This window comes from Enterobacter sp. H2G27 (assembly GCF_054403075.1).
Window position 1 is genome coordinate 1,421,359 of sequence record NZ_JBSVSI010000001.1, and the last position, 22,075, is coordinate 1,443,433.

27 protein-coding genes are annotated in these 22,075 nt (G+C 55.7%); 14 read left to right on the plus strand and 13 right to left on the minus strand.

Features of this window, described 5'->3' with window-relative positions; all coding sequences use genetic code 11:
- Positions 1-130: 130 nt before the first annotated feature.
- Positions 131-1,057, minus strand: a complete 927-nt coding sequence (locus tag ACW9E7_RS06675) for a Kdo(2)-lipid IV(A) acyltransferase (RefSeq protein ID WP_458727449.1) — start codon at positions 1,055-1,057, stop codon at positions 131-133.
- A gap of 221 nt (positions 1,058-1,278) precedes the next feature.
- Between ACW9E7_RS06675 and trhO the strand changes: the two genes are divergently transcribed.
- Positions 1,279-2,328, plus strand: a complete 1,050-nt coding sequence (trhO, locus tag ACW9E7_RS06680) for an oxygen-dependent tRNA uridine(34) hydroxylase TrhO (RefSeq protein ID WP_111965842.1) — start codon at positions 1,279-1,281, stop codon at positions 2,326-2,328.
- Between the two features lie 41 nt (positions 2,329-2,369).
- On the opposite strand, the gene ACW9E7_RS06685 is transcribed toward trhO, so the two are convergent.
- From ACW9E7_RS06685 to mdtH, 9 genes are all read right to left on the minus strand, one after another.
- The gene (locus ACW9E7_RS06685; protein ID WP_133294157.1) at positions 2,370-2,948 is read right to left on the minus strand and encodes a YceI family protein; all 579 of its coding nucleotides are present in this window, start codon (positions 2,946-2,948) and stop codon (positions 2,370-2,372) included.
- A 1-nt stretch (position 2,949) separates the two neighbouring features.
- On the minus strand, positions 2,950-3,516 hold the full coding sequence (locus ACW9E7_RS06690; protein WP_111965848.1) for a cytochrome b: 567 nt from the start codon (positions 3,514-3,516) through the stop codon (positions 2,950-2,952).
- A gap of 208 nt (positions 3,517-3,724) precedes the next feature.
- A complete protein-coding gene (locus tag ACW9E7_RS06695; protein WP_032639612.1) occupies positions 3,725-3,838 on the minus strand; it encodes a YceO family protein in 114 nt (37 codons plus the stop codon).
- A 60-nt stretch (positions 3,839-3,898) separates the two neighbouring features.
- On the minus strand, positions 3,899-5,017 hold the full coding sequence (solA, locus tag ACW9E7_RS06700; protein WP_458727450.1) for an N-methyl-L-tryptophan oxidase: 1,119 nt from the start codon (positions 5,015-5,017) through the stop codon (positions 3,899-3,901).
- Positions 5,018-5,133: 116 nt separating this feature from the next.
- Positions 5,134-5,388, minus strand: coding sequence for a biofilm formation regulator BssS (bssS, locus tag ACW9E7_RS06705; RefSeq protein ID WP_008500827.1), 255 nt, complete (start codon positions 5,386-5,388; stop codon positions 5,134-5,136).
- Positions 5,389-5,661: 273 nt separating this feature from the next.
- On the minus strand, positions 5,662-5,907 hold the full coding sequence (dinI, locus tag ACW9E7_RS06710) for a DNA damage-inducible protein I (RefSeq protein ID WP_458727451.1): 246 nt from the start codon (positions 5,905-5,907) through the stop codon (positions 5,662-5,664).
- 74 nt (positions 5,908-5,981) lie between these two features.
- Positions 5,982-7,028, minus strand: coding sequence for a dihydroorotase (gene pyrC, locus ACW9E7_RS06715; RefSeq protein ID WP_023311125.1), 1,047 nt, complete (start codon positions 7,026-7,028; stop codon positions 5,982-5,984).
- A gap of 127 nt (positions 7,029-7,155) precedes the next feature.
- Complete coding sequence (locus ACW9E7_RS06720; RefSeq protein ID WP_115874720.1) at positions 7,156-7,716, minus strand: lipoprotein; 561 nt, start codon at positions 7,714-7,716, stop codon at positions 7,156-7,158.
- Positions 7,717-7,839: 123 nt separating this feature from the next.
- A complete protein-coding gene (mdtH, locus tag ACW9E7_RS06725; protein WP_325848064.1) occupies positions 7,840-9,048 on the minus strand; it encodes a multidrug efflux MFS transporter MdtH in 1,209 nt (402 codons plus the stop codon).
- 236 nt (positions 9,049-9,284) lie between these two features.
- On the opposite strand from mdtH, the gene rimJ reads away from it, so the two are divergent.
- The 4 genes from rimJ to murJ all read left to right on the plus strand — a co-directional run bounded on the left by rimJ (position 9,285) and on the right by murJ (position 13,120).
- A complete protein-coding gene (gene rimJ / locus ACW9E7_RS06730) occupies positions 9,285-9,869 on the plus strand; it encodes a ribosomal protein S5-alanine N-acetyltransferase (protein WP_008500822.1) in 585 nt (194 codons plus the stop codon).
- A gap of 9 nt (positions 9,870-9,878) precedes the next feature.
- The gene (locus ACW9E7_RS06735; protein WP_136194678.1) at positions 9,879-10,529 is read left to right on the plus strand and encodes a YceH family protein; all 651 of its coding nucleotides are present in this window, start codon (positions 9,879-9,881) and stop codon (positions 10,527-10,529) included.
- 2 nt (positions 10,530-10,531) lie between these two features.
- Positions 10,532-11,455: a Gfo/Idh/MocA family protein gene (locus ACW9E7_RS06740; protein WP_458727452.1), complete on the plus strand. Its 924-nt coding sequence runs from the start codon at positions 10,532-10,534 to the stop codon at positions 11,453-11,455.
- Positions 11,456-11,584: 129 nt separating this feature from the next.
- On the plus strand, positions 11,585-13,120 hold the full coding sequence (gene murJ, locus ACW9E7_RS06745; RefSeq protein WP_048975864.1) for a murein biosynthesis integral membrane protein MurJ: 1,536 nt from the start codon (positions 11,585-11,587) through the stop codon (positions 13,118-13,120).
- Positions 13,121-13,179: 59 nt separating this feature from the next.
- Here murJ and flgN read toward each other — a convergent pair whose 3' ends face one another.
- The 3 genes from flgN to flgA all read right to left on the minus strand — a co-directional run bounded on the left by flgN (position 13,180) and on the right by flgA (position 14,656).
- Entirely contained in the window at positions 13,180-13,605 is a 426-nt protein-coding gene (flgN, locus tag ACW9E7_RS06750) for a flagella biosynthesis chaperone FlgN (RefSeq protein WP_458727453.1), read from the minus strand.
- 4 nt (positions 13,606-13,609) lie between these two features.
- On the minus strand, positions 13,610-13,903 hold the full coding sequence (flgM, locus tag ACW9E7_RS06755) for a flagellar biosynthesis anti-sigma factor FlgM (protein ID WP_023311133.1): 294 nt from the start codon (positions 13,901-13,903) through the stop codon (positions 13,610-13,612).
- 93 nt (positions 13,904-13,996) lie between these two features.
- Positions 13,997-14,656 (minus strand): flagellar basal body P-ring formation chaperone FlgA, encoded by a 660-nt coding sequence (gene flgA, locus ACW9E7_RS06760; RefSeq protein ID WP_458727454.1) that lies wholly within the window; start codon positions 14,654-14,656, stop codon positions 13,997-13,999.
- A 157-nt stretch (positions 14,657-14,813) separates the two neighbouring features.
- On the opposite strand from flgA, the gene flgB reads away from it, so the two are divergent.
- Genes flgB through flgJ form a run of 9 tightly spaced genes read left to right on the plus strand, consistent with a single transcriptional unit; the run spans position 14,814 to position 22,026 of the window.
- Positions 14,814-15,230: a flagellar basal body rod protein FlgB gene (gene flgB, locus ACW9E7_RS06765; protein ID WP_023311135.1), complete on the plus strand. Its 417-nt coding sequence runs from the start codon at positions 14,814-14,816 to the stop codon at positions 15,228-15,230.
- Between the two features lie 3 nt (positions 15,231-15,233).
- The gene (gene flgC, locus ACW9E7_RS06770; protein ID WP_458727455.1) at positions 15,234-15,638 is read left to right on the plus strand and encodes a flagellar basal body rod protein FlgC; all 405 of its coding nucleotides are present in this window, start codon (positions 15,234-15,236) and stop codon (positions 15,636-15,638) included.
- 11 nt (positions 15,639-15,649) lie between these two features.
- Positions 15,650-16,360: a flagellar hook assembly protein FlgD gene (gene flgD, locus ACW9E7_RS06775; RefSeq protein ID WP_111965533.1), complete on the plus strand. Its 711-nt coding sequence runs from the start codon at positions 15,650-15,652 to the stop codon at positions 16,358-16,360.
- Between the two features lie 26 nt (positions 16,361-16,386).
- Positions 16,387-17,637, plus strand: coding sequence for a flagellar hook protein FlgE (gene flgE / locus ACW9E7_RS06780; protein ID WP_111965534.1), 1,251 nt, complete (start codon positions 16,387-16,389; stop codon positions 17,635-17,637).
- A 20-nt stretch (positions 17,638-17,657) separates the two neighbouring features.
- Complete coding sequence (locus ACW9E7_RS06785; protein ID WP_458727456.1) at positions 17,658-18,413, plus strand: flagellar basal body rod protein FlgF; 756 nt, start codon at positions 17,658-17,660, stop codon at positions 18,411-18,413.
- An 11-nt stretch (positions 18,414-18,424) separates the two neighbouring features.
- On the plus strand, positions 18,425-19,207 hold the full coding sequence (gene flgG, locus ACW9E7_RS06790) for a flagellar basal-body rod protein FlgG (RefSeq protein WP_008500810.1): 783 nt from the start codon (positions 18,425-18,427) through the stop codon (positions 19,205-19,207).
- A gap of 57 nt (positions 19,208-19,264) precedes the next feature.
- Positions 19,265-19,963: a flagellar basal body L-ring protein FlgH gene (flgH, locus tag ACW9E7_RS06795; protein WP_023311139.1), complete on the plus strand. Its 699-nt coding sequence runs from the start codon at positions 19,265-19,267 to the stop codon at positions 19,961-19,963.
- A gap of 12 nt (positions 19,964-19,975) precedes the next feature.
- Entirely contained in the window at positions 19,976-21,073 is a 1,098-nt protein-coding gene (locus ACW9E7_RS06800) for a flagellar basal body P-ring protein FlgI (protein WP_029740346.1), read from the plus strand.
- Complete coding sequence (gene flgJ, locus ACW9E7_RS06805; RefSeq protein WP_023311141.1) at positions 21,073-22,026, plus strand: flagellar assembly peptidoglycan hydrolase FlgJ; 954 nt, start codon at positions 21,073-21,075, stop codon at positions 22,024-22,026. Before ACW9E7_RS06800 ends, flgJ begins: the two co-directional genes overlap by 1 nt.
- Positions 22,027-22,075: the final 49 nt, after the last annotated feature.

A 22,075-nucleotide genomic window follows, 5' to 3' on the forward strand; every position in this document is an offset into this window, starting at 1 on the left:
ATAATGAGGTGCTGAGCACCTGAAGCATGAAGTAATAAGCCTGCTAATTATGCGCCTGGGTTATGAATGCCGCAATGAGGGGGTGCTTTTAAAGCTAAAACAGCATGCGGCCCTGAGGGCCGCATGAGAATTAATAGCGAGACGGCGTGCCTTGTGGCCGCGTTTTAAAGCGGCGGTGCAACCACATGTACTGCTCGGGCGCCAGCATAATGCACTTCTCCACAACGCTGTTCATCCAGCGCGCGGTAGTTTCCGCATCGTCGAGCGGCGGCGCGAGTTCCGGCTCCAGCATCATCAGCTCGTAGCCTGAACCATCCGGCTTACGGCGGGGAACAAAAGGCACGATGGCGGCTTTGGACATCCGCGCCAGCATCCAGGTTCCGGTCGTTGTGGCGGCCTCTTCAACGGCGAAGAAGGGGACAAATACGCTGGCCTGCGGGCCATAGTCGTGGTCGGGGGCGTACCAGACCACTTCACCGGATTTCAGCGCGCGGATCATTCCCTTCAGATCTTTACGGTCGATCATGCTTTTGTTGGAGCGCATGCGGCCATTGGTCTGGATTAAATCGATGACCGGGTTATCGTTAGGGCGATAAACGCCAATGCCCGGCGCCTGCATGCCGAACATGCGCGCCCCGATTTCGAGCGTCAGGAAATGGACGCCGATCAGCAGAACGCCCCTCTGGTTGGCCTGAAGCGTATGCACCGGATCCATGCCGGTGCCCGTCACCTCGCTCCAGCGAGCCATGCGTTTGTCCGGCCAGAACCACGCCATGCCGGTTTCCATAAGGCCCATCCCGACGGATTCGAAATTCTTCGCGACCATATCGTGACGCTCTGACTCGCTCATCTGCGGAAAACACAGCTCAAGATTGCGGTACGCGATTCTGGCTCGACGTTTCATAAACAGTTGCGCGAAGCGGCCCAGAAATTTACCCAACCGAAAAATAACAGGGTAGGGAAGCTGTACCAGAAGCCATAAAAAGCCGATGCCAAGCCAGGTCAACCAATAGCGGGGATGCAAAAGGGCGGCAGTAAATTTTGGTAACTGGGTCATGTCTTTCCTGTGTTCAAACGTCCTGTTTTGCTAGTGTCTCATTTTTTGAGACGTAGCCAAAATATCTGCTTTCGAAGCGTGCACGAATACAGCAATTGTTAAGCCTGATTAATCAGGGTGTGTGAAATGTAGCGTAAATTGTGTGGATGTAAATTGGTTTTGTTTGCTATATGATGCCGACCGATTTTTCATTCTCTCTAACGAATCCAGGACTGTACACCATGCCAGTGTTACATAACCGCGTTTCGAATGAGATGTTAAAAGCGCGTATGTTGGCTGAAACCGAACCGCGCACAACCATCTCATTCTATAAATACTTCACGATCGACGATCCGCAGGCGACCCGCGATGCGCTTTATCAGGCGTTCACGGCGCTTAACGTCTTCGGCCGGGTCTACCTTGCCCGTGAAGGCATCAACGCGCAGATTAGCGTACCGGAAAGCAAAGTCAGCGCCTTCCGTGACGTACTTTATCAGTTTGACCCTGCACTCGACGGCTTACGCCTGAACATTGCCCTGGATGATGACGGGAAATCCTTCTGGGTGCTGCGAATGAAGGTGCGTGAACGCATCGTGGCGGACGGTATCGACGATCCTGAGTTTAACCCGTCGGACGTCGGTGAATACCTCAAGGCGGCGGAAGTGAATGCGATGCTGGACGATCCGGATGCCGTATTCATTGATATGCGTAACCACTATGAGTACGAAGTGGGACATTTCGAGAACGCGATGGAAATTCCGGCTGATACCTTCCGCGAGCAATTGCCCAAAGCGGTTGAGATGATGCAGGAGCATAAAGATAAAAAGATCGTTATGTACTGCACCGGCGGTATCCGCTGTGAGAAAGCCAGCGCGTGGATGAAGCACAACGGATTCAATAAGGTCTGGCACATTGAAGGCGGCATTATCGAGTACGCCCGCCGCGCCCGCGAGCAGGGGTTGCCGGTACGCTTTATCGGGAAAAACTTTGTCTTTGACGAGCGGATGGGTGAGCGTATCTCTGAAGACGTTATTGCCCAGTGCCATCAGTGCGGCGCGCCGTGCGATACCCACACCAACTGCAAAAACGACGGCTGCCATCTGCTGTTCATTCAGTGCCCGGCCTGTGCCGAGAAGTTTAACGGCTGCTGTAGCGAGCTGTGCAGTGAAGAGAGCATCCTGCCGGAAGAAGAGCAGCGTCGCCGTCGCGCAGGACGTGAAAACGGCAACAAGATTTTTAATAAATCACGCGGTCGTCTGAATACCAAACTGGGTATCCCTGACCCGGAATGATAATAACGCCCGGCACGGTGAAAACCTGCCGGGCGAAGTTATTATGATTTCTGCTGTACCCCTTCAACGGAAATAATCAGCTCCACGTCCTGAGACGCCGGGCCTAAATCCGTTGTGATATTAAAATCTTTCAGGTGAATTTTCCCTGCCGCTTCAAAGCCTGCGCGTTTACCGCCCCACGGATCGTCACCCTGGCCCAGTAATTTAGCATCAAGCGTGACCGGTTTGGTTACGCCGTTAAGCGTCAGGTTGCCGGTAATATTCAGCTTATCACCGTCTTTCTTCACCTCAGTAGAAGTGAAGGTCGCCTGCGGGAATTTCGCGACGTTGAGGAACTCCCCACTGCGCAGGTGTTTATCGCGCTCTGCGTGGTTCGTGTCGACGCTGTTCGTATTAATCGTCACATTGACTTTATCGGCCGCGGGATTTTTCTCGTCAAAAGTGAACGTGCCGTCAAAATCCTTAAAGGTGCCGTACAGCCAGCTGTAGCCCAGGTGCTGAATACGGAAATTGACGAAAGCGTGCTGGCCCTCTTTATCAATTTTATAATCCGCCGCCACGGCATTACCGGCGGTGAATAACAGAGAACCCAGGGCGATACCCAGCAGGTGTTTTTTCATTTTATGCTCCAGAGTCAACTGACGAGCGGCCAAGCATGCGCTTTAGCGTATCGTCTTTATCAATAAAATGGTGCTTGAGGGCGGCAAGCCCGTGCAGCACGGAGAGGATCACCACGCTCCAGGCAAGCCAGAGGTGAACTACCCCCGCCGTATCGGCCTGCGCCCCGGCATCGCTAAGCGTTGCCGGAACCTCGAACAGGCCAAAAACGTTAATCGGCTTACCGTCAGCCGTCGAAATGAGATAGCCGCTAATCAGGATGGCAAACAGCAGCGCATAGAGGGCAATATGCGCGGCGACTGCACTAACGCGGGTAAATTTGCTGTGTGACGTTGGCGCGGCGGGCGGCGGGGAGATATGTCGCCAGATCACGCGGAAGACCAGCCCCAGCATCAGCAGGACACCAATACTTTTATGCAACTCTGGCGCCTGGTGATACCAGCCATCGTAATAGCTGAGCGTGACCATCCAGAGCCCAAGTCCAAACATACCGTAGACGGCAAGAGCAAATATCCAGTGCAAACTTATGGATATTATTCCGTAGCGCCGGGAGGAGTTACGCAATTGCATCAGAATGTCCATTTTCATATTAACCGAAAGGTAAAAATGAACGGGAAGAGGTGATATTGCAACTGAAATAATTGTCTATTGATTTTTATTTCATTTATTTCAGCGTTTTTGAACAGGATCAATAAATGTAATTCAATGTCTTCGTGCAAGATGAAATTGAGAGTTTCAGCAAAGCTAAATAAACGTCAATTATTGTCAATCATGGTTTTCAATAAAATACGATGTAAACAAAATCAATAATGGCCAGCAGCGCCCACAGTAAGATATAGAGCATAAAATGCTCGCGAATATTATTCATAAGAAAGTTAACGATCCTGCGCATAACGCCCCAACATGCAGTGTAAATGAAACGGGCTCCGGGACGTCCGGAGCCCGTGGCGGATTATGCGTTAAATCGCGAGAGGGAGAAGGGCGTCAGATCAAACTGCGGCGTGATGCCCTGGGCAAACTGTGCGGCGATCTCGCCCAGCACGGACGCGAACTTAAAGCCATGGCCGCTCAGCCCGGTAATCAGCAGGACGTTGTCATGCCCCGGCAGGGTGTCAATGATAAAGTCTTCATCCGGCGTGTTGTCGTAGGTACAGGCCGCGCCATACAGCAAGCCACCGACGCCTGGAAGAATATTGCGCAGGAACGAGAAGGCCTCTGAACCATCCTGTGGGAAGGCGCCGAAGGGCTTACGCTCGTCAGGAGAGGCGATAGCCTGGCCCCCGTTGTGTTTACCGATTTTCAGCGCGTCTTTCTCGGAAGGGAAACCGTAGAACTGATCGCCATTCGGCAATTCGCCGGTAAAGGCCGGGAATTTATTCTGCGCGCTGTAGCGCCCATCCGACTGGAACCAGGAGAAGACCTTACGCACCGGCTGGACAGGCAGTTCCGGCAGCAGGCGCGTGACCCAGGTTCCTGCGCTGACGAGCAGGCGGGACGCTGAATAGTCGCCGTCAATAGTCGTTACCGTGACGCCATTCTCGTCATGGGTGATAGCCTCTACCGGACAGTTAAACAGCTGCGCGCAGCCGGCTTTCGCGGCAAGATCGATCCAGGTTTTGATCGCCGTTTCACAGTGCAGCACGCCGGAGTGGGCTTCAAAGAGGCCAATGTAATCGTCGGGGACGGTAATTTCAGGCCAGCGCGCGGTAACGCCCGTCGCGTCCAGCTTCTCGACATCAAGATTAAAGGCTTTTGCGCTGCGCTCGACGCTGGCGAGAAAATCAGAATTAGCAGGGCCAAGGTTGATAACGCCGGTACGCTCGAAAATACGCTCTTCGGTCTGCTTCGCCAGCTCGTCCCACAGCGTCTGGGCGCGAAGCACCAGCGGTACATAGCGCTCGCCTTCTCCATACGCGTGGCGCATGAGGCGGGTATCGCCATGATGGCTGCCCTCTGAATGAGGAGGAAGGTGGGCATCGATCATCAGGACCTTCAGGCCTGCCTGTGTTGCGTAATAACCGGCGGCGGAACCCACGGAGCCGCTACCAATAATGATTAAGTCGTATTTCATATGCATCTCATAAACTGACGTTTTGTTAGCAGAGTAATTAACAACGCGGGGTTAGACAAGGGAGAAATAAATAAGGCACCGCGAGGGTGCCTGTAGAGAGAAAAGTGGGCATAAGCTTAGTGCCGTTTATACTCATTTTCCTGATAGTCGCCAGATTCTATTTTTGCAATACCTGCTTCTAAAATAGAAATAAACTGACGGGCGACGTCTGTTGTTAGCCACAGCGTCTGTCCAACTTCCGCTTCTTCACGGTTGAGTTGATTCGGGGTCTGGTAGTGCAAACGCAGCATCAGCGCATCGTAGCTATCTACGGTACTGATATCCCAGCCTACAAGTGGATGGGTCTGGATCACTTCACTATTCTTTTCCATTATAACCCCCTTAATGCGTGTTAGAAGACAACGGCTTTGAGGTTCAATGCATGTTTTTCTGAAAGCATCTTCAGTATACCAAGTAATAAGGGTTCCGACGGGAAAAATAAACAGCTGGCAACACATTTTTCTGCTTTTTAGGATTGTTCGAACAATAAAACACCATCTTGTTCACGATTCTTAAAGAAGATGCCGAATTAATTTGAACTTGCAGGATTTTTAGACAAAAAAAAGCCGGGGCGACCCGGCAAAAAACACAATGAGGGAGCAGTGTTAATCTGTGATAAACCAGTCGTCTGCGCTTTCCCACGTTTCCTGCAGGATTTCGCTGATGCGATCTTTATCTTCTTTCGCAGCACCAATGACGAAGAGGTTGTTCGCCGAGGCGTAACGCACCGTTACGGCACCCGCGTTATCGGGAAAGGTGTTGTTAATACGGCGGGATAATTCGCCTGCCAGTGCATCAAGCGCGCCGGCAGGCAGAACGGTAGTTTTGGCTATGGTGACTTCAATACGCATAAATGCCCCCTGTGTAATATACTGTTTATTTATACAGGTATATTATCTTTTTGACAACAAGGGGGATTGATTTTTTAACGTTTTACCGTCCAGTTAACGGTTTCACCCGCCAGGAATGGGATCAGCGTATCATCCGTCAGGGCAATGGACTCCTCAACGTGGCTCGCTTTCCGCTCCAGCTCGATGAAGGTGTCGTTGACCGGCAGGCCGTAGAAGCGCGGGCCGTTAAGGGAGCAGAATGCTTCGAAATGTTCCAGCGCGTTCATCTCTTCAAATACGGTTGCGTAGCTGGCAAGCGCCGTTGGGGCGTTGAAGCAGCCTGCACAGCCGCAACTCGCCTCTTTACGATGGCGGGCGTGAGGTGCGGAGTCGGTACCGAGGAACGCGCGGGAGAACCCGCTGGCGACCAGCTCGCGCAGCGCCTGCTGGTGGATGTTGCGCTTGAGGATAGGCAGACAGTAGAGGTGAGGGCGCACCCCGCCCACCAGCATGTGGTTACGGTTAAACATCAGGTGCTGTGGCGTAATGGTGGCAGCGATAAGATCGTTGCCGTCACGCACGTACTCTGCCGCGTCTTTGGTGGTGATATGCTCAAATACCACCTTTAGCGCGGGCAGGCGCTGGCGCAAAGGCTCCATCACGGTCTCGATAAAACGGGCTTCACGGTCGAAGATATCAATCTCCGCGTGCGTGACTTCACCATGGACCAGCAGCGGCATACCCAGTTTCTGCATGCGTTCCAGAACCGGCATGATGGCATCAATGCTGGTGACGCCGTGGCTGGAGTTGGTGGTGGCATTCGCCGGGTAGAGTTTCGCTGCCGTAAAGACGCCTTCGTTAAACCCACGCTCCACTTCGTTCGGGTCCAGCGAGTCGGTCAGATAGCAGGTCATCAGCGGGGTAAAATCGTGTCCCGCAGGCACGGCATCCAGGATGCGCTGGCGATAGGCTATCGCGGCATCGACGGTGGTGACTGGTGGAACCAGGTTAGGCATGACAATCGCGCGGCCATAAATTTCGCTGGTATAAGGCACGACGGTTTTCAGCATATCGCCATCGCGCAGATGGATATGCCAGTCGTCAGGGCGGCGGATTTTAAGAACCTGGGGTTGTGCAGTCATGGAAGCTCCGGCTTGTCAGGAATCAGTCATAAGGATGGCTGTTTTTGCCGGACACAAATCATAAGCGGAAACGTTTTCGTTTGCACACTTTTCCGTGAAAAAAAAGGGCGCCAAAGCGCCCTTCAGGTTAATCGGTGAAAGGAATGATAATTTCGCCCGGTTTCACCTCTATGCCCTTTGCGTATTTTTTCGCCAGGGCTTCACCCTTGCTTTTGTCTTCACTTAAGACGTACGCGGGCTGCTGGTTAAAATAATTACGCAGCGACTGGTTCAGATAGGGCATCAGGGTTTGCAGAACCGGTGCCATCTTGTCCGGAGACACCTGCGCATCGACCACTTCCATCTCCTGCAGGAAAATCGCCCCTTTCTCTTTGTTGAAAACAGGGAGTGCCTTCAGCTTGAGCTTGATGTTGGCTTTCTGATTGCCAAACAGGGAGGACATATCGAGGTCCGCATCACCGGCCAGGGTGACTTTGTTTGGCTCTTCACGTCCGATCTGGCTACTCAGGTTTGTGAGCACGATATGCGCGTCTGCCAGCCCCGGCACGCCAATGTCTTTCGAGAAATTGTTATGTTTTTCCAGCGCCTGATTAATTTCCTGTTCACTGACGGTATATTGCGTGAGCTGGTTACAGCCAACCAGCAGGCCGCTGACAACTAATGCAGCGGCAAAGAAAATTTTCTTCATAGTGTTCCTCAACGAAAAATCGGCGCTTCTGTCCTGTTACGCCAGTATGTCAGCGTGAATGGGCAGAAACCAGCAGAAAAAACTGAGAAGTGGGGCGGGAGAGGCTCCCGCCCGAGGGAAAGGCTACGCGCCAGGCTCGAGCATCCCGCTCGCGCTGCGTTTCTGGCTGAACTGCCACCACAGGGCAAGGAGCGTCATAAAGCCCACCGCGCCGAGCATCATCCACGGGAGTTCGGGCTGGCTTAACGCTTTTCCGGCATCAAACAACCAGCCGCCACCGGCGTAACCTAATGCGCCGCCAAGCGCCAGCCCCAGCCGGCTGAAACCCATATAGCTGCCGCGCGCACGCGCATCCGCAAGCGAGGCGCTCAGCGTTTCACGGGCAGGCTCGGCGATGATTGAGCCAATATAGAACGTGCAAATCAGCGTAAACAGCTGCTGGAGAGAGTTCACCAGACCGATCGGCATCATGCTCAGCGTCATCAGGAGCAGCCCGGCCATCAGGCGATGCTCCAGACGAAAATGCCGTTCGCTCCAGCGGGCAATCGGATAAAGCAGCGTTAACGACAGGCAGGCTTCGATGGCGTACATCCATTTAACGGCTGCAGGCGTGCCCGCAATGTCGTTAACCATGATCGGCAGCATCAGCATGACCTGCACAGCCAGCATGTAATAGCCCGTCAGGGTCAACACATAGGTGACAAAACGCCTGTCGCGCACGACCCGGCCAAGCCCTTCCCGGACCGGCGCTTTGACCGTCGACAGTTTCCAGGCGGGCAGGAACAGGCCATTGAACAGCGCGCACAGAATAAAGAGCACCGCCCCAGCCGCGCAGACCAGACGGAAGTCATACTGCAGCAGCCAGCTTCCCAGCAGGGCGCCGATAACCGCCCCGGCACTGTCCTGCATCATCAGAATCGAGAAGAAACGGCCGCGGTGCTGAGGGCGAATCAGCTTCACCACCAGCGCGGTACGTGGCGGATCGAACAGCGTGCCCCCGATGCCGGAGAGGAAACAGGAGAACCAGAGCAGCCAGGGCTCCTGGGCGACCGCCATCGTGGCAAACCCTGCCGCGCGTAGCAGCATACCGGTAACGATCATCGGTTTAGCGCCAAAGCGGTCGGCGATAGCCCCGCCAAAGACGCCCAGGCCCTGCTGGACAAACTGGCGTAACCCCAGGGCAATGCCAACCATTAATGCAGCCCAGCCCATCTGATCGACAAAGCGGATCGATATAAGGGGAAAAACGACAAAAAAGCCGAGCACGACCAGCATGTTATCGACGAGCAGGAAATATTTACCCAGGCTCCTGGCCTGTGATACGCGGGACATTTTCCCTCCAGGGAAAATAAGATGGTGAGCACGCTAACATTCTGCGGTGTCGCCGCGTTTTTTCCCACCCCCGGGCGTGACAATATTTTTTTATCAAAAGGCTGCTTTGATAGAGAGTTCTCATCGAAAATAGTGAAAAGCGAGCAAAATGGTATGTCACTGTTTTCACAGACGGCGCAGGCGCAGGTATAGTAAAGCTAATGGGTAAGCAGAAGTGACGGGAAGGAGTGGGATCGATGTTTGGCTATCGCAGTAATGTGCCAAAAGTGCGTCTGACAACGGACAGGCTGGTCGTTCGTCTGGTGCATGAGCGTGATGCCTGGCGTCTGGCGGATTATTACGCCGAGAATCGCCAGTTTTTAAAACCATGGGAACCCGTTCGGGATGAGAGCCATTGTTACCCTTCCGGCTGGCAGGCGCGCCTCAGCATGATTACGGAATTTCACAAGCAGGGCAGCGCGTTTTATTTCGCGCTGCTGGATCCCGAAGAGAAAGAGATTATCGGGATCGCCAATTTTTCAAACGTGGTGCGCGGGTCGTTTCACGCCTGCTACCTTGGCTACTCCATCGGCCAGAAATGGCAGGGACAGGGGCTGATGTACGAGGCGTTAACGGTGGCGATCCGCTATATGCAACGCACGCAGCATATCCATCGCATCATGGCGAACTATATGCCGCATAATCAGCGCAGCGGCAATTTGCTGGCGCGTTTAGGGTTCGAGAAAGAGGGTTACGCCAAAGACTATCTGTTGATAGACGGAGAGTGGCGCGACCACGTTCTGACGGCGTTAACCACCCGGGACTGGACCGCAGGTCGTTAAGGAGAAAAGATGAAGTATCAGCTAAACGGTACAGAAGCGCGCGTGATTGGGTGCTTACTCGAAAAACAGGTCACCACGCCGGAGCAGTATCCGCTCTCCGTCAACGCCGTGACCATGGCCTGCAACCAGAAAACCAACCGCGAGCCGGTGATGAACCTCAGCGAGCATGACGTTCAGGACGTGCTGGATGCGCTGGTAAAACGCCACTATTTGCGCACCGTCAGCGGCTTCGGCAACCGCGTGACCAAGTACGAACAGCGCTTTTGTAACTCCGAATTCGGTGACCTGAAGTTGAGCAGCGCGGAAGTGGCGGTCATCACCACGCTGCTGCTGCGCGGGGCGCAGACGCCGGGAGAACTGCGCACGCGCGCTTCCCGTATGCATGAGTTCAGCGATATGCAGGAAGTTGAGCAGACCCTGGAAGGGCTGGCTTCTCGCGAAGACGGCCCGTACGTGGTGCGTCTGGCGCGCGAGCCGGGCAAACGTGAAAGCCGCTATATGCATCTGTTCAGCGGCGACGTCGATGTCGCTACCGTGGAGAGCGACGCGATATCCTCAGCAGGCACAGACACTCTTGCCGCGCGCGTAGAAGCGCTGGAAGAAGAGGTCGCCGGGCTGAAACAGCGTCTGGATGCCTTGCTGGCACATCTGGGAGACTGACGGTGAAAAAATTACGCGTAGGCGTGGTGGGGCTGGGCGGCATCGCGCAAAAAGCCTGGCTGCCTGTTTTAGGTGCGGCGACGGACTGGACCCTGCAAGGGGCATGGTCACCCACGCGAGAAAAGGCAGAACGTATCTGCGAAACCTGGCGCATTCCGTACGCTGCCTCCCTGCAGGATCTGGCCCGCGAGTGTGATGCGGTTTTTGTGCATACCTCAACGGCAACTCACTATCAGGTGGTGAGCGAGCTGCTCAATGCGGGGGTTCACGTCTGCGTGGATAAACCGCTGGCGGAAAATGTTCCGGACGCGGAACGTCTGATCGAACTGGCGGCGCGCAAAAAACTGACGCTGATGGTGGGCTTCAACCGTCGCTTCGCGCCGCTTTACCAGCAGCTTAAGGCACAGTCGGGCACGCTTTCCTCGCTGCGAATGGATAAGCACCGTACCGACAGCATTGGGCCAAACGATCTGCGGTTCACCCTTCTGGATGATTACCTGCATGTGGTGGATACGGCGCTGTGGCTGACCAACGGTAATGCGCAGCTGAAAAGCGGCACCCTCGTGACAAACGATCAGGGGCAAATGGTCTACGCTGAACACCACTTTTCCGTTGAGCATCTTCAGATTACCACCAGCATGCACCGTCGGGCGGGTAGCCAGCGTGAATCCGTGCAGGCGGTGACCGACGGCGCGCTGTACGACATTACGGACATGCGCGAGTGGCGTGAAGAGAAGGGCAACGGCGTGGTGACGCTCCCGGCGCCAGGCTGGCAGAGCACCCTCGAGCAGCGCGGTTTCGCAGGATGCGCCCGCCACTTTATCACCTGCGTGCAAAATCAGACGGTTCCTGAAACGTCCGGCGAGCAGGCCATTATGGCGCAGCGCATTGTAGAAAGGCTCTGGCGCGATGCCATGAGTGAATAACTCGCTGTAACATCTGCGGATAGTAATTCGTTGAAATCCGGGTAGACTAAGCGCCGCTTGTAGGCTTTGCCGGGTGGCGCTTACGCTTGCCCGTCCTGGAAATCCGTATGGTTCTGGAAATTCACGTTAATGAACTTATTAAAATCGCTGGCGGCCGTCAGCTCGATGACCATGTTTTCCCGCGTGCTGGGTTTTGCACGCGACGCCATTGTGGCAAGGGTATTTGGTGCAGGGATGGCCACGGACGCCTTTTTCGTCGCGTTCAAATTGCCGAACCTGCTGCGTCGTATTTTTGCTGAAGGGGCGTTTTCCCAGGCATTCGTGCCCATTCTGGCGGAATATAAAAGCAAGCAGGGTGAAGACGCGACGCGCGTCTTTGTTTCTTATGTCTCCGGGTTGCTGACGCTGGCTTTAGCTGTGGTGACCGTACTCGGGATGCTGGCCGCGCCCTGGGTAATTATGGTGACCGCACCCGGGTTTGCCGATACGGCTGACAAATTTGCCCTGACCTCGCAGCTTTTGCGCATTACTTTCCCCTATATTCTGCTCATCTCGCTGGCTTCGCTGGTGGGGGCGATCCTGAATACCTGGAACCGCTTCTCTGTACCGGCGTTTGCGCCGACGTTTCTTAACGTCAGCATGATCGGTTTTGCCCTGTTTGCCGCGCCGCACTTCAACCCGCCGGTGCTGGCGCTGGCCTGGGCGGTCACCGTCGGCGGCGTGCTGCAGCTGGCGTATCAGCTGCCGCATCTGAAAAAAATCGGCATGCTGGTGCTGCCGCGCATCAATCTCAAAGATGCCGGGGCGATGCGCGTGATCAAGCAGATGGGACCCGCCATTCTCGGCGTCTCAGTCAGCCAGATCTCGCTTATCATCAACACCATCTTTGCCTCTTTCCTCGTGTCCGGTTCGGTTTCCTGGATGTACTACGCCGACCGCCTCATGGAATTTCCGTCCGGGGTGCTGGGCGTGGCGCTGGGGACCATTCTGCTGCCGTCGCTGTCGAAAAGTTTTGCCAGCGGCAATCACGATGAATATTGCCGCCTGATGGACTGGGGATTACGTCTCTGTTTCCTGCTGGCCCTGCCAAGCGCGGTGGCGCTGGGTATTCTGGCTAAACCGTTAACGGTGTCGCTCTTCCAGTACGGGAAATTCACCGCTTTTGATGCTGCCATGACCCAGCGCGCGCTGATTGCCTACTCGGTCGGATTGATGGGGCTGATCGTCGTCAAGGTGCTGGCGCCAGGGTTCTACTCGCGTCAGGACATCAAAACGCCGGTGAAAATTGCTATCGTGACGCTGATTATGACGCAGCTGATGAACCTGGCGTTTATTGGGCCGCTGAAGCATGCGGGCCTGTCATTATCGATTGGGCTGGCGGCCTGTCTGAATGCCGGGCTGTTATACTGGCAGCTGCGCAAGCAGGATATTTTTACGCCGCAGCCGGGCTGGGGGAGTTTCCTGGCGCGTCTGATCGTTGCGGTACTGGTAATGTCTGCCGCGCTGCTTGGCATGATGTACGTGATGCCGGAATGGTCCCTGGGCACCATGCCTTACCGTCTGATGCGGCTGATGGCCGTGGTAGGCGTCGGGGTGGTGGCTTATTTTGCCACGCTCGCGGTGCTGGGGTTCAAAGTGAAAGAGTTTGCCCGCCGTACGGCATAAACGCCAAAAGGGGAGTTCACCTTATGGTGCTCCCCGCTGCATGATTTGTCGCTCAGGCGTCAAATCGAAATCTTTTTAACTCCCGCAATACGCGCAGTCGCTGTCTGACCATCCGCACCGTACAGTGCGGTTTCTTTATGCGGTTTCAATACCTCAAGCGCCTGCTGGTTACGCTCAATCTGACCTTCCAGTAGCCAGCCGTTGTGCTGATTAAGATCGCGCAGATGCTGGGTTTTTTCGGTAATGGTTTGCCAGCGCTCAATAATATCGTCATTGGCGCTACGCTTAGGATCCTGCTCAGCGCGGCGCTGCTGCTCCAGATAATCCAGCGTCGCCAGGAGTGAACTCTTATCTTCAGTAATACGCTGCAGCGCACTGCCGTTGATGTGACCGGAAGAGAGATGCTGTTGTTCAGCGTCCATTACCGTTTTCAGGTCGTTAAGAACAACCGTCATTTGATCCAGTATTTCTGACAGTCGACTCATACGGTTAGTTACTCTGTAAGAAACTCTGTGCTTCCTGAATCAGGGCGTCAGCGATTTTGCTGGTGTCCATTTTCAGCTCACCGTTACGAATAGCCGTTTTCAGCGCTTCAACACGTTCCATATTGATATCGTTGCTGCCTGGCTGCATCAGTTTTGCCTGCGCGTCGCTCAGGGTAACGCTGGTGCTGTTGGACGTTGACGGTTTTTCCAGACGCGTTTTCTGCGCAGGAGCGTCATTCGTTTCGCGAGGTTGTACAGCGCTTACCGGCTTCAGGGCTGATGTACGATCAATGCTCATAGTGTTGTCCTCATCGAGGGTTCGCGGCGTTTGCGCCTGATATCATCATTAGTGGAATATTTATCGGCACGCGCAGCGAAATCTTTAAAAAGATTATAGGTTAATCAGAATATTCCCATCAGCATCGACGGTTCCGCTCACCACCTGGCCTGAGGACATTCTGACGCGGGCGTTTTGCGCCACCGCGGCATTGTTTAACGCTTTCCCTTCACTGTTGATGCTAAAGCCATCTCCGTTGGCCACCACCATCACCTGTTGACCCGCTTTTACCCGCCATGCCTGACGCAGCATTGAGAGCTGTATCGGCTGGCCGGGGGCGACATCACGCAGGCTGACGGCGTCCTGTGCCTGGTTCATATCAAGCATGGTGCGTGGCGGCAGCTGATCCAGACGCCCGCGTTTTAACGTCACGCTGTTCGTCTGCAGCACGCTGCCGCGCGCAATGGGCACGGCGGCGACAACATAATTGCCCGTCGCCTGAACTGCAACCTGTAAATAGCGTTTTTCGTTGGCGCAGCGTGCCAGCACGTTCACATTCCCCCAGAGCTTTGTGAACCCTACCACGCTGAAGGACGGCTGGTCACACGTCGGGTACAGATTCGGTGGCGTGCGCACGGTAACGGTAACGTCATCGCTAAAGCCTGCCAGTTTTTCAGCAAAAAAAGCCGTCAGCCGATCCTGTAAGCCATCAGCCTGCACCAGAGGACTAAACAGCAAGAAAGTTGCCACCAGGCCACGTATTAACGTTTGCATCGCAAGTTCCACCGTTTCCAGAGTTGAATGAATTTTACCTGCAGTGGTTTTGCATCAACGCAATAAATAGCGACGCATTTTGCGCTTATTCCGTCGATAGGGGAGACCGGGTGAGATTTAAGCTGTGAACTGAAATTTTGCCATCAGCGGAGGAGACATGCTCGATAAACTCGACGCCGCGTTACGTTTTCAGCAGGAAGCGCTCAACTTACGCGCCCAGCGGCAGGAGATTTTAGCCGCCAACATCGCTAACGCCGATACCCCAGGGTTTCAGGCGCGCGATATTGATTTTTCCAGTGAACTCAAAAAGGTGATGGAGCGTGGACGTGCCGAAGGAACGGGTGTTGCACTCGCCATGACATCCTCTCGCCATATTCCTGCTCAGGCGATGACCGCGCCAGCGACCGATTTACTTTACCGCATTCCCGATCAGCCCTCACTCGACGGTAACACCGTGGATATGGACCGGGAGCGTACGCAGTTTGCCGATAACAGCCTGAAATACCAGACGGGCCTGACCGTACTCGGCGGACAAATCAAAGGCATGATGAACGTCCTGCAGGGGGGGAACTGATAGATGGCCTTGTTGAATATTTTTGATATTGCCGGTTCGGCGTTAACCGCGCAGTCCAAACGCCTGAACGTGGCCGCCAGTAACCTGGCGAACGCCGACAGCGTAACCGGACCCGACGGCCAGCCTTATCGTGCCAAACAGGTTGTCTTTCAGGTCGATGCGGTGCCAGGCGCGGCGACGGGCGGTGTGAAGGTGTCTGATGTGGTAGAGAGCCAGGCGCCGGACAGGCTGGTGTATGAGCCGGGTAACCCGCTCGCGGATGCCAGCGGATACGTGAAAATGCCAAACGTGGATGTGGTGGGTGAGATGGTGAACTCCATGTCGGCTTCCCGTAGCTACCAGGCCAACGTCGAAGTGCTTAATACCGTGAAGAGCATGATGCTCAAAACACTCACTCTCGGCCAGTAAAGGAGACATGCATGTCCATCGCCGTAAATGTGAATGATCCTACGAACTCGGGTGTTAATAACACGAAGAGTACGACGGGTTCTAACTCCCTGACCGGGAGCAATGCCTCCGATCTTCAGGGCAGCTTTCTGACGCTGCTGGTGGCGCAGCTTAAGAACCAGGATCCCACCAACCCAATGCAGAACAACGAACTGACCACGCAGCTTGCGCAGATCAGCACCGTGAGCGGCATTGAGAAGCTCAACACTACCCTCGGTGCCGTTTCCGGCCAGATTGGCAGCAGCCAGTCTCTGCAGGCAGCGAGCCTGATTGGGCACGGGGTGATGATCCCTGGAACCACGATTCTGGCGGGCACCAGCACCACTGAAGGGAACACCACAACGACCACCACGCCGTTTGGCGTTGAGCTGCAGCAGGCGGCGGAGAAAGTTACCGCAACCATTACCGACAGCAACGGCACGGTCGTGCGCACCATTGATATCGGTGAGCTGAAGGCGGGCGTTCACACCTTTACGTGGGATGGCAGCCTGACCGACGGCACTAAAGCACCAAACGGTTCTTACAAAGTAGCGATCAGCGCCAGCAACGGGACGACCCAGCTGGTGGCGCAGCCGCTGCAGTTCGCGCTGGTCCAGGGCGTGATTAAAGGAAGCGACGGCAACAAACTGGATTTGGGAACCTCTGGTTCCACCACACTCGACGAAGTTCGGCAGATTATCTAAGCCTTAACACTTATCAGGAGTAAGTCATGGCCTTTTCTCAAGCGGTCAGCGGCCTGAATGCTGCGGCCACCAACCTGGACGTCATTGGCAACAACATCGCCAACTCCGCGACCTATGGTTTTAAATCCGGTTCTGCTTCTTTTGCAGACATGTTTGCCGGTTCCAAAGTGGGTCTGGGCGTTAAAGTTGCAGGCATCACTCAGGACTTTAGCGACGGCACCACCACCAACACCGGCCGTGGCCTGGACGTTGCCATCAGCCAGAACGGGTTCTTCCGTATGGTCGATTCTAACGGTTCTGTGTTCTACAGCCGTAACGGCCAGTTCAAACTGGATGAAAACCGTACGCTGGTTAACATGCAGGGCATGCAGCTGACGGGCTACCCGGCAGCAGGAACGCCTCCAACCGTTCAGACCGGTGCGAATCCTCAGGCGATTACTATCCCGAATACCCTGATGGCGGCGAAATCAACCACCACCGCCACGCAGCAGATCAACCTGAACTCAACCGATCCTGTTCAAACCGCCCCCTTCGATGCGACCAACCCGGATACCTATAACAAAAAAGGTACCGTGACCGTATTCGACAGCCAGGGTAACGCCCATAACATGTACGTCTACTACGTTAAGACGGCCAACAATAAATGGGATCTTTACACTCAGGACGGCAGCGTTGCGGGTTCTGCTGCGACGAAAGCGGCGCAGATGAACTTTGATGCGAACGGTAACCTGGCGGGTGTCTATAACTACGACGCGGCGGGCGTGCTGAGCGCAGCGCCAAACGCCACGCCGGCCATTAACATCACCACGGGTTCTGTCAGCGGTGCGACGGCGGCGACCTTCTCCCTGAGTTTCCAGAACTCCATGCAGCAGAACACCGGTGCAAACAGCGTGGTGGCAACCAATCAGAACGGCTACAAGCCTGGCGACCTGGTGAGCTACCAGATCAACGACGATGGCACCGTGGTGGGAAGCTACTCTAACGAACAGTCTCAGGTTCTGGGTCAGATCGTGCTGGCAAACTTCGCCAACAACGAAGGCCTGAAGTCTGAAGGCGACAACGTCTGGTCTGCCACACAGTCTTCCGGCGTGGCGCTGCTGGGTACCGCGGGCACCGGTAACTTCGGCAAGCTGACCAACGGCGCGCTGGAAGCCTCCAACGTGGATATGAGTAAAGAACTGGTGAACATGATCGTCGCGCAGCGTAACTATCAGTCGAACGCGCAGACCATCAAAACCCAGGACCAGATCCTCAACACGCTGGTTAACCTGCGTTAAGCGGCTAACAGGAAAGCGCAATGGATCACGCAATATATACCGCGATGGGCGCGGCAAGTCAGACGCTCAATCAGCAGGCCGTTACCGCCAGCAACCTGGCAAACGCCTCAACGCCGGGCTTTCGCGCCCAGCTTAATGCGCTGCGCGCGGTGCCGGTAGAAGGGCTTTCCCTGCCGACCCGTACGCTGGTGACAGCATCAACCCCTGGCGCCGATATGACGCCAGGGCAGATGGATTACACCTCACGCCCGCTGGACGTTGCCCTGCAGCAGGACGGCTGGCTGGCGGTGCAAACGGCGGACGGCAGCGAAGGCTATACCCGTAACGGCAACATCCAGGTGAGCGCGACGGGCCAGCTGACGATTCAGGGGCATCCGGTGATGGGGGAAGCAGGTCCGCTGACCGTGCCGGAAGGCTCTGAGCTCACTATCGCTGCGGACGGCACCATTTCGGCGCTGAATCCGGGCGACCCGGCCAACACCGTTGCGCCCGTCGGACGTCTGAAGCTGGTGAAGGCGGAAGCCAAAGACGTGCAGCGTGGCGACGACGGCATGTTCCGCCTGACCCTGGCGGCTCAGGCGACGCGTGGCGCCACGTTACAGGCCGATCCGAGCATCCGCGTGATGTCCGGCGTTCTGGAAGGCAGTAACGTCAAGCCGGTCGAAGCCATGACCGACATGATCGCCAGCGCCCGTCGTTTTGAAATGCAGATGAAGATCATCAGCAGCGTGGATGAAAACGCGGGCAAGGCTAACCAACTTCTGGCTATGAGTTAACAGGACTCCTTATGATCAGTTCTTTATGGATCGCGAAAACTGGCCTGGACGCCCAGCAAACCAATATGGACGTGATTGCCAACAACCTGGCAAACGTGAGCACCAATGGTTTCAAGCGCCAGCGCGCCGTTTTCGAAGATTTGCTTTATCAAACCATCCGCCAGCCGGGGGCGCAGTCTTCTGAACAGACGACGCTGCCATCAGGTCTGCAGATCGGTACCGGTGTTCGTCCGGTGGCCACCGAACGTCTGCACAGCCAGGGCAACCTGTCTCAGACCAACAACAGCAAAGACGTGGCAATCAAAGGCCAGGGCTTCTTCCAGGTGCAGCTGCCTGACGGGACCTCTGCCTATACCCGCGACGGTTCGTTCCAGGTCGATCAGAACGGCCAGCTGGTGACGGCGGGCGGTTTCCAGGTTCAGCCTGCGATTACCATCCCGGCGAACGCCCTGAGCATCACCATCGGACGTGACGGTGTGGTCAGCGTGACCCAGCAGGGACAGGCCGCGCCGGTTCAGGTCGGGCAGCTCAACCTGACCACCTTCATGAACGATACCGGCCTGGAAAGCATTGGTGAGAACCTCTACACCGAAACGCAATCCTCCGGTACGCCGAATGAGAGCACCCCGGGCCTGAACGGCGCGGGTCTGCTGTACCAGGGTTATGTTGAAACGTCCAACGTGAACGTGGCGGAAGAGCTGGTGAATATGATCCAGGTCCAGCGCGCGTATGAAATTAACAGTAAAGCAGTGTCGACGACCGACCAGATGCTGCAGAAACTGACGCAACTCTAAGGTGTAGCCCGGTGCGGTAAACGCCGCGCCGGCTCCCTGTTTTCGAAGATGAAGGCAATGCAAAAAAACGCGGCGTTTCGTTATCCGATACTGACTGTTCTGGCTGTCACCCTTAGCGGGTGTGCTTTGATCCCGTCTAAACCATTGGTCCAGGGTGCGACGACTGCCCAACCCGTTCCTGGCCCCGCGCCAGTGGTAAACGGCTCCATTTTCCAGACCGCGCAGCCGATTAATTACGGCTATCAGCCGCTGTTTGAAGATCGCCGCCCGCGTAACGTCGGCGATACATTGACCATTGTGCTGCAGGAAAACGTCAGCGCGAGCAAGAGCTCGTCGGCGAACGCCAGCCGCGATGGCAAAACCAATTTTGGCTTCGATACCGTGCCACGCTATCTGCAGGGCCTGTTCGGCAATGCCCGTGCGGATGTTGAGGCCTCCGGCGGCAACACCTTTAACGGTAAAGGCGGTGCCAACGCCAGCAACACCTTCAGCGGCACGCTGACGGTCACGGTTGACCAGGTACTGGTTAACGGCAACCTACACGTTGTGGGTGAAAAACAGATCGCCATCAACCAGGGCACTGAATTCATTCGCTTCTCGGGCGTGGTTAACCCTCGCACCATCAGCGGCACCAACACCGTTCCATCTACCCAGGTGGCGGATGCGCGCATTGAGTACGTCGGGAACGGCTATATCAATGAAGCGCAAAATATGGGTTGGCTGCAGCGCTTCTTCCTTAATTTATCGCCAATGTAAGCGAGGTGACCCATGTTTAAATCGATCTTCGCCGTGGCGCTCGCGCTGGTGGCAACATTTGCCCAGGCTGACCGTATTCGCGACCTCACCAGCGTTCAGGGCGTACGTGAAAACTCCCTGATTGGCTATGGCCTGGTGGTTGGTCTGGATGGCACCGGTGACCAGACCACCCAGACGCCTTTCACTACCCAAAGCCTGAACAACATGCTTTCCCAGCTCGGCATTACCGTGCCGGCGGGAACTAACATGCAGCTGAAAAACGTGGCGGCAGTAATGGTCACCGCGTCCTACCCGGCGTTTGCTCGTCAGGGGCAGACCATTGACGTGGTGGTCTCCTCAATGGGTAACGCCAAAAGCCTGCGCGGCGGTACGCTGCTGATGACCCCGCTGAAAGGCGTCGACAGCCAGGTCTATGCGCTGGCGCAGGGGAACATTCTGGTTGGCGGTGCGGGCGCATCCGCAGGCGGAAGCAGCGTGCAGGTGAACCAGCTTAACGGTGGACGTATCACCAACGGGGCGATCATTGAGCGTGAACTGCCGACCCAGTTTGGCGCGGGCAACACCATCAACCTGCAGCTCAATAATGAAGACTTCACGATGGCGCAGCAAATTGCCGATACCATCAACCGCAGCCGCGGCTACGGTAATGCAACGGCACTCGATGCGCGCACCGTGCAGATCCGTACCTCTACCGGCAGCAGCAACCAGGTGCGCATGCTGGCAGATATCCAGAATATGGAAGTGAACGTTCCGGTTCAGGATGCCAAGGTGATCATCAACTCCCGTACCGGCTCGGTGGTCATGAACCGGGAAGTGTCGCTGGACAGCTGTGCCGTAGCGCAGGGCAACCTCTCCGTAACGGTAAACCGCTCCGCGAACGTGAGCCAGCCGAATACGCCATTTGGTGGCGGTCAGACGGTGGTGACGCCGCAAACGCAGATTGATATGCGTCAGAGCGGCGGGTCGCTGCAGAGCGTTCGCTCCAGCGCCAACCTGAACAGCGTGGTGCGAGCCCTGAACGCCCTGGGTGCAACGCCGATGGACCTGATGTCCATTCTGCAATCCATGCAAAGCGCGGGCTGCCTGCGCGCCAAACTGGAAATCATCTAATGCTGACCGATAGCAAACTGTTGACCAGTGCAGCCTGGGATGCCCAGTCGCTCAACGAACTGAAAACCAAAGCAGGAAAAGACCCGGCGGCGAACATCCGCCCGGTCGCCCGCCAGGTGGAAGGGATGTTTGTACAGATGATGCTGAAAAGCATGCGTGAAACCCTGCCGAAAGACGGGATGTTCAGCAGTGATTCAACGCGTCTCTACACCAGCATGTATGACCAGCAGATTGCGCAGCAGATGACCGCCGGTAAAGGCCTCGGCCTGGCTGACATGATTGTGAAACAGACCGAAGCCGCGCAGGGCATTCAGCCTCAGGAACAGACGCAGCAGGTGCCGATGAAGTTCGACCTGGAAACGGTGACCAGTTATCAGAACCAGGCTCTGACGCAAATGGTGCGTAAAGCGATGCCAAAAGCCACGGGCAGCGGCGATGAGCCGCTCTCCGGTGACAGCAAAGACTTCCTGGCGCAGCTTTCTCTGCCCGCGCGCCTTGCCAGCGAACAGAGCGGCGTGCCGCATCATCTGATTCTGGCGCAGGCCGCGCTGGAGTCGGGCTGGGGCCAGCGCCAGATCCGCAAGGAAAACGGCGATCCGAGCTTCAACATCTTCGGCGTGAAGGCCACCTCCAGCTGGAAGGGGCCAACAACGGAGATCACGACCACCGAATACGAGAACGGTGCGGCGGTGAAGGTCAAAGCAAAATTCCGCGTCTACAGCTCTTATCTGGAAGCATTGTCCGACTACGTTGGCCTGCTGAGCCGAAATCCGCGTTATACCGCCGTTACGCAGGCGGCGACGGCGGAGCAGGGCGCTCAGGCCTTACAAAACGCGGGCTACGCGACTGACCCGAACTATGCACGCAAGCTCACCAGCATGATCCAGCAGCTGAAATCCATGGGCGAGAAGGTCAGCAAAGCCTATAGCACAGATATTGAAAATCTGTTCTGAAAGTTCTCAAGTCCCGGTGGAGGTTGCCGATAACCTTCATCAGGACTCG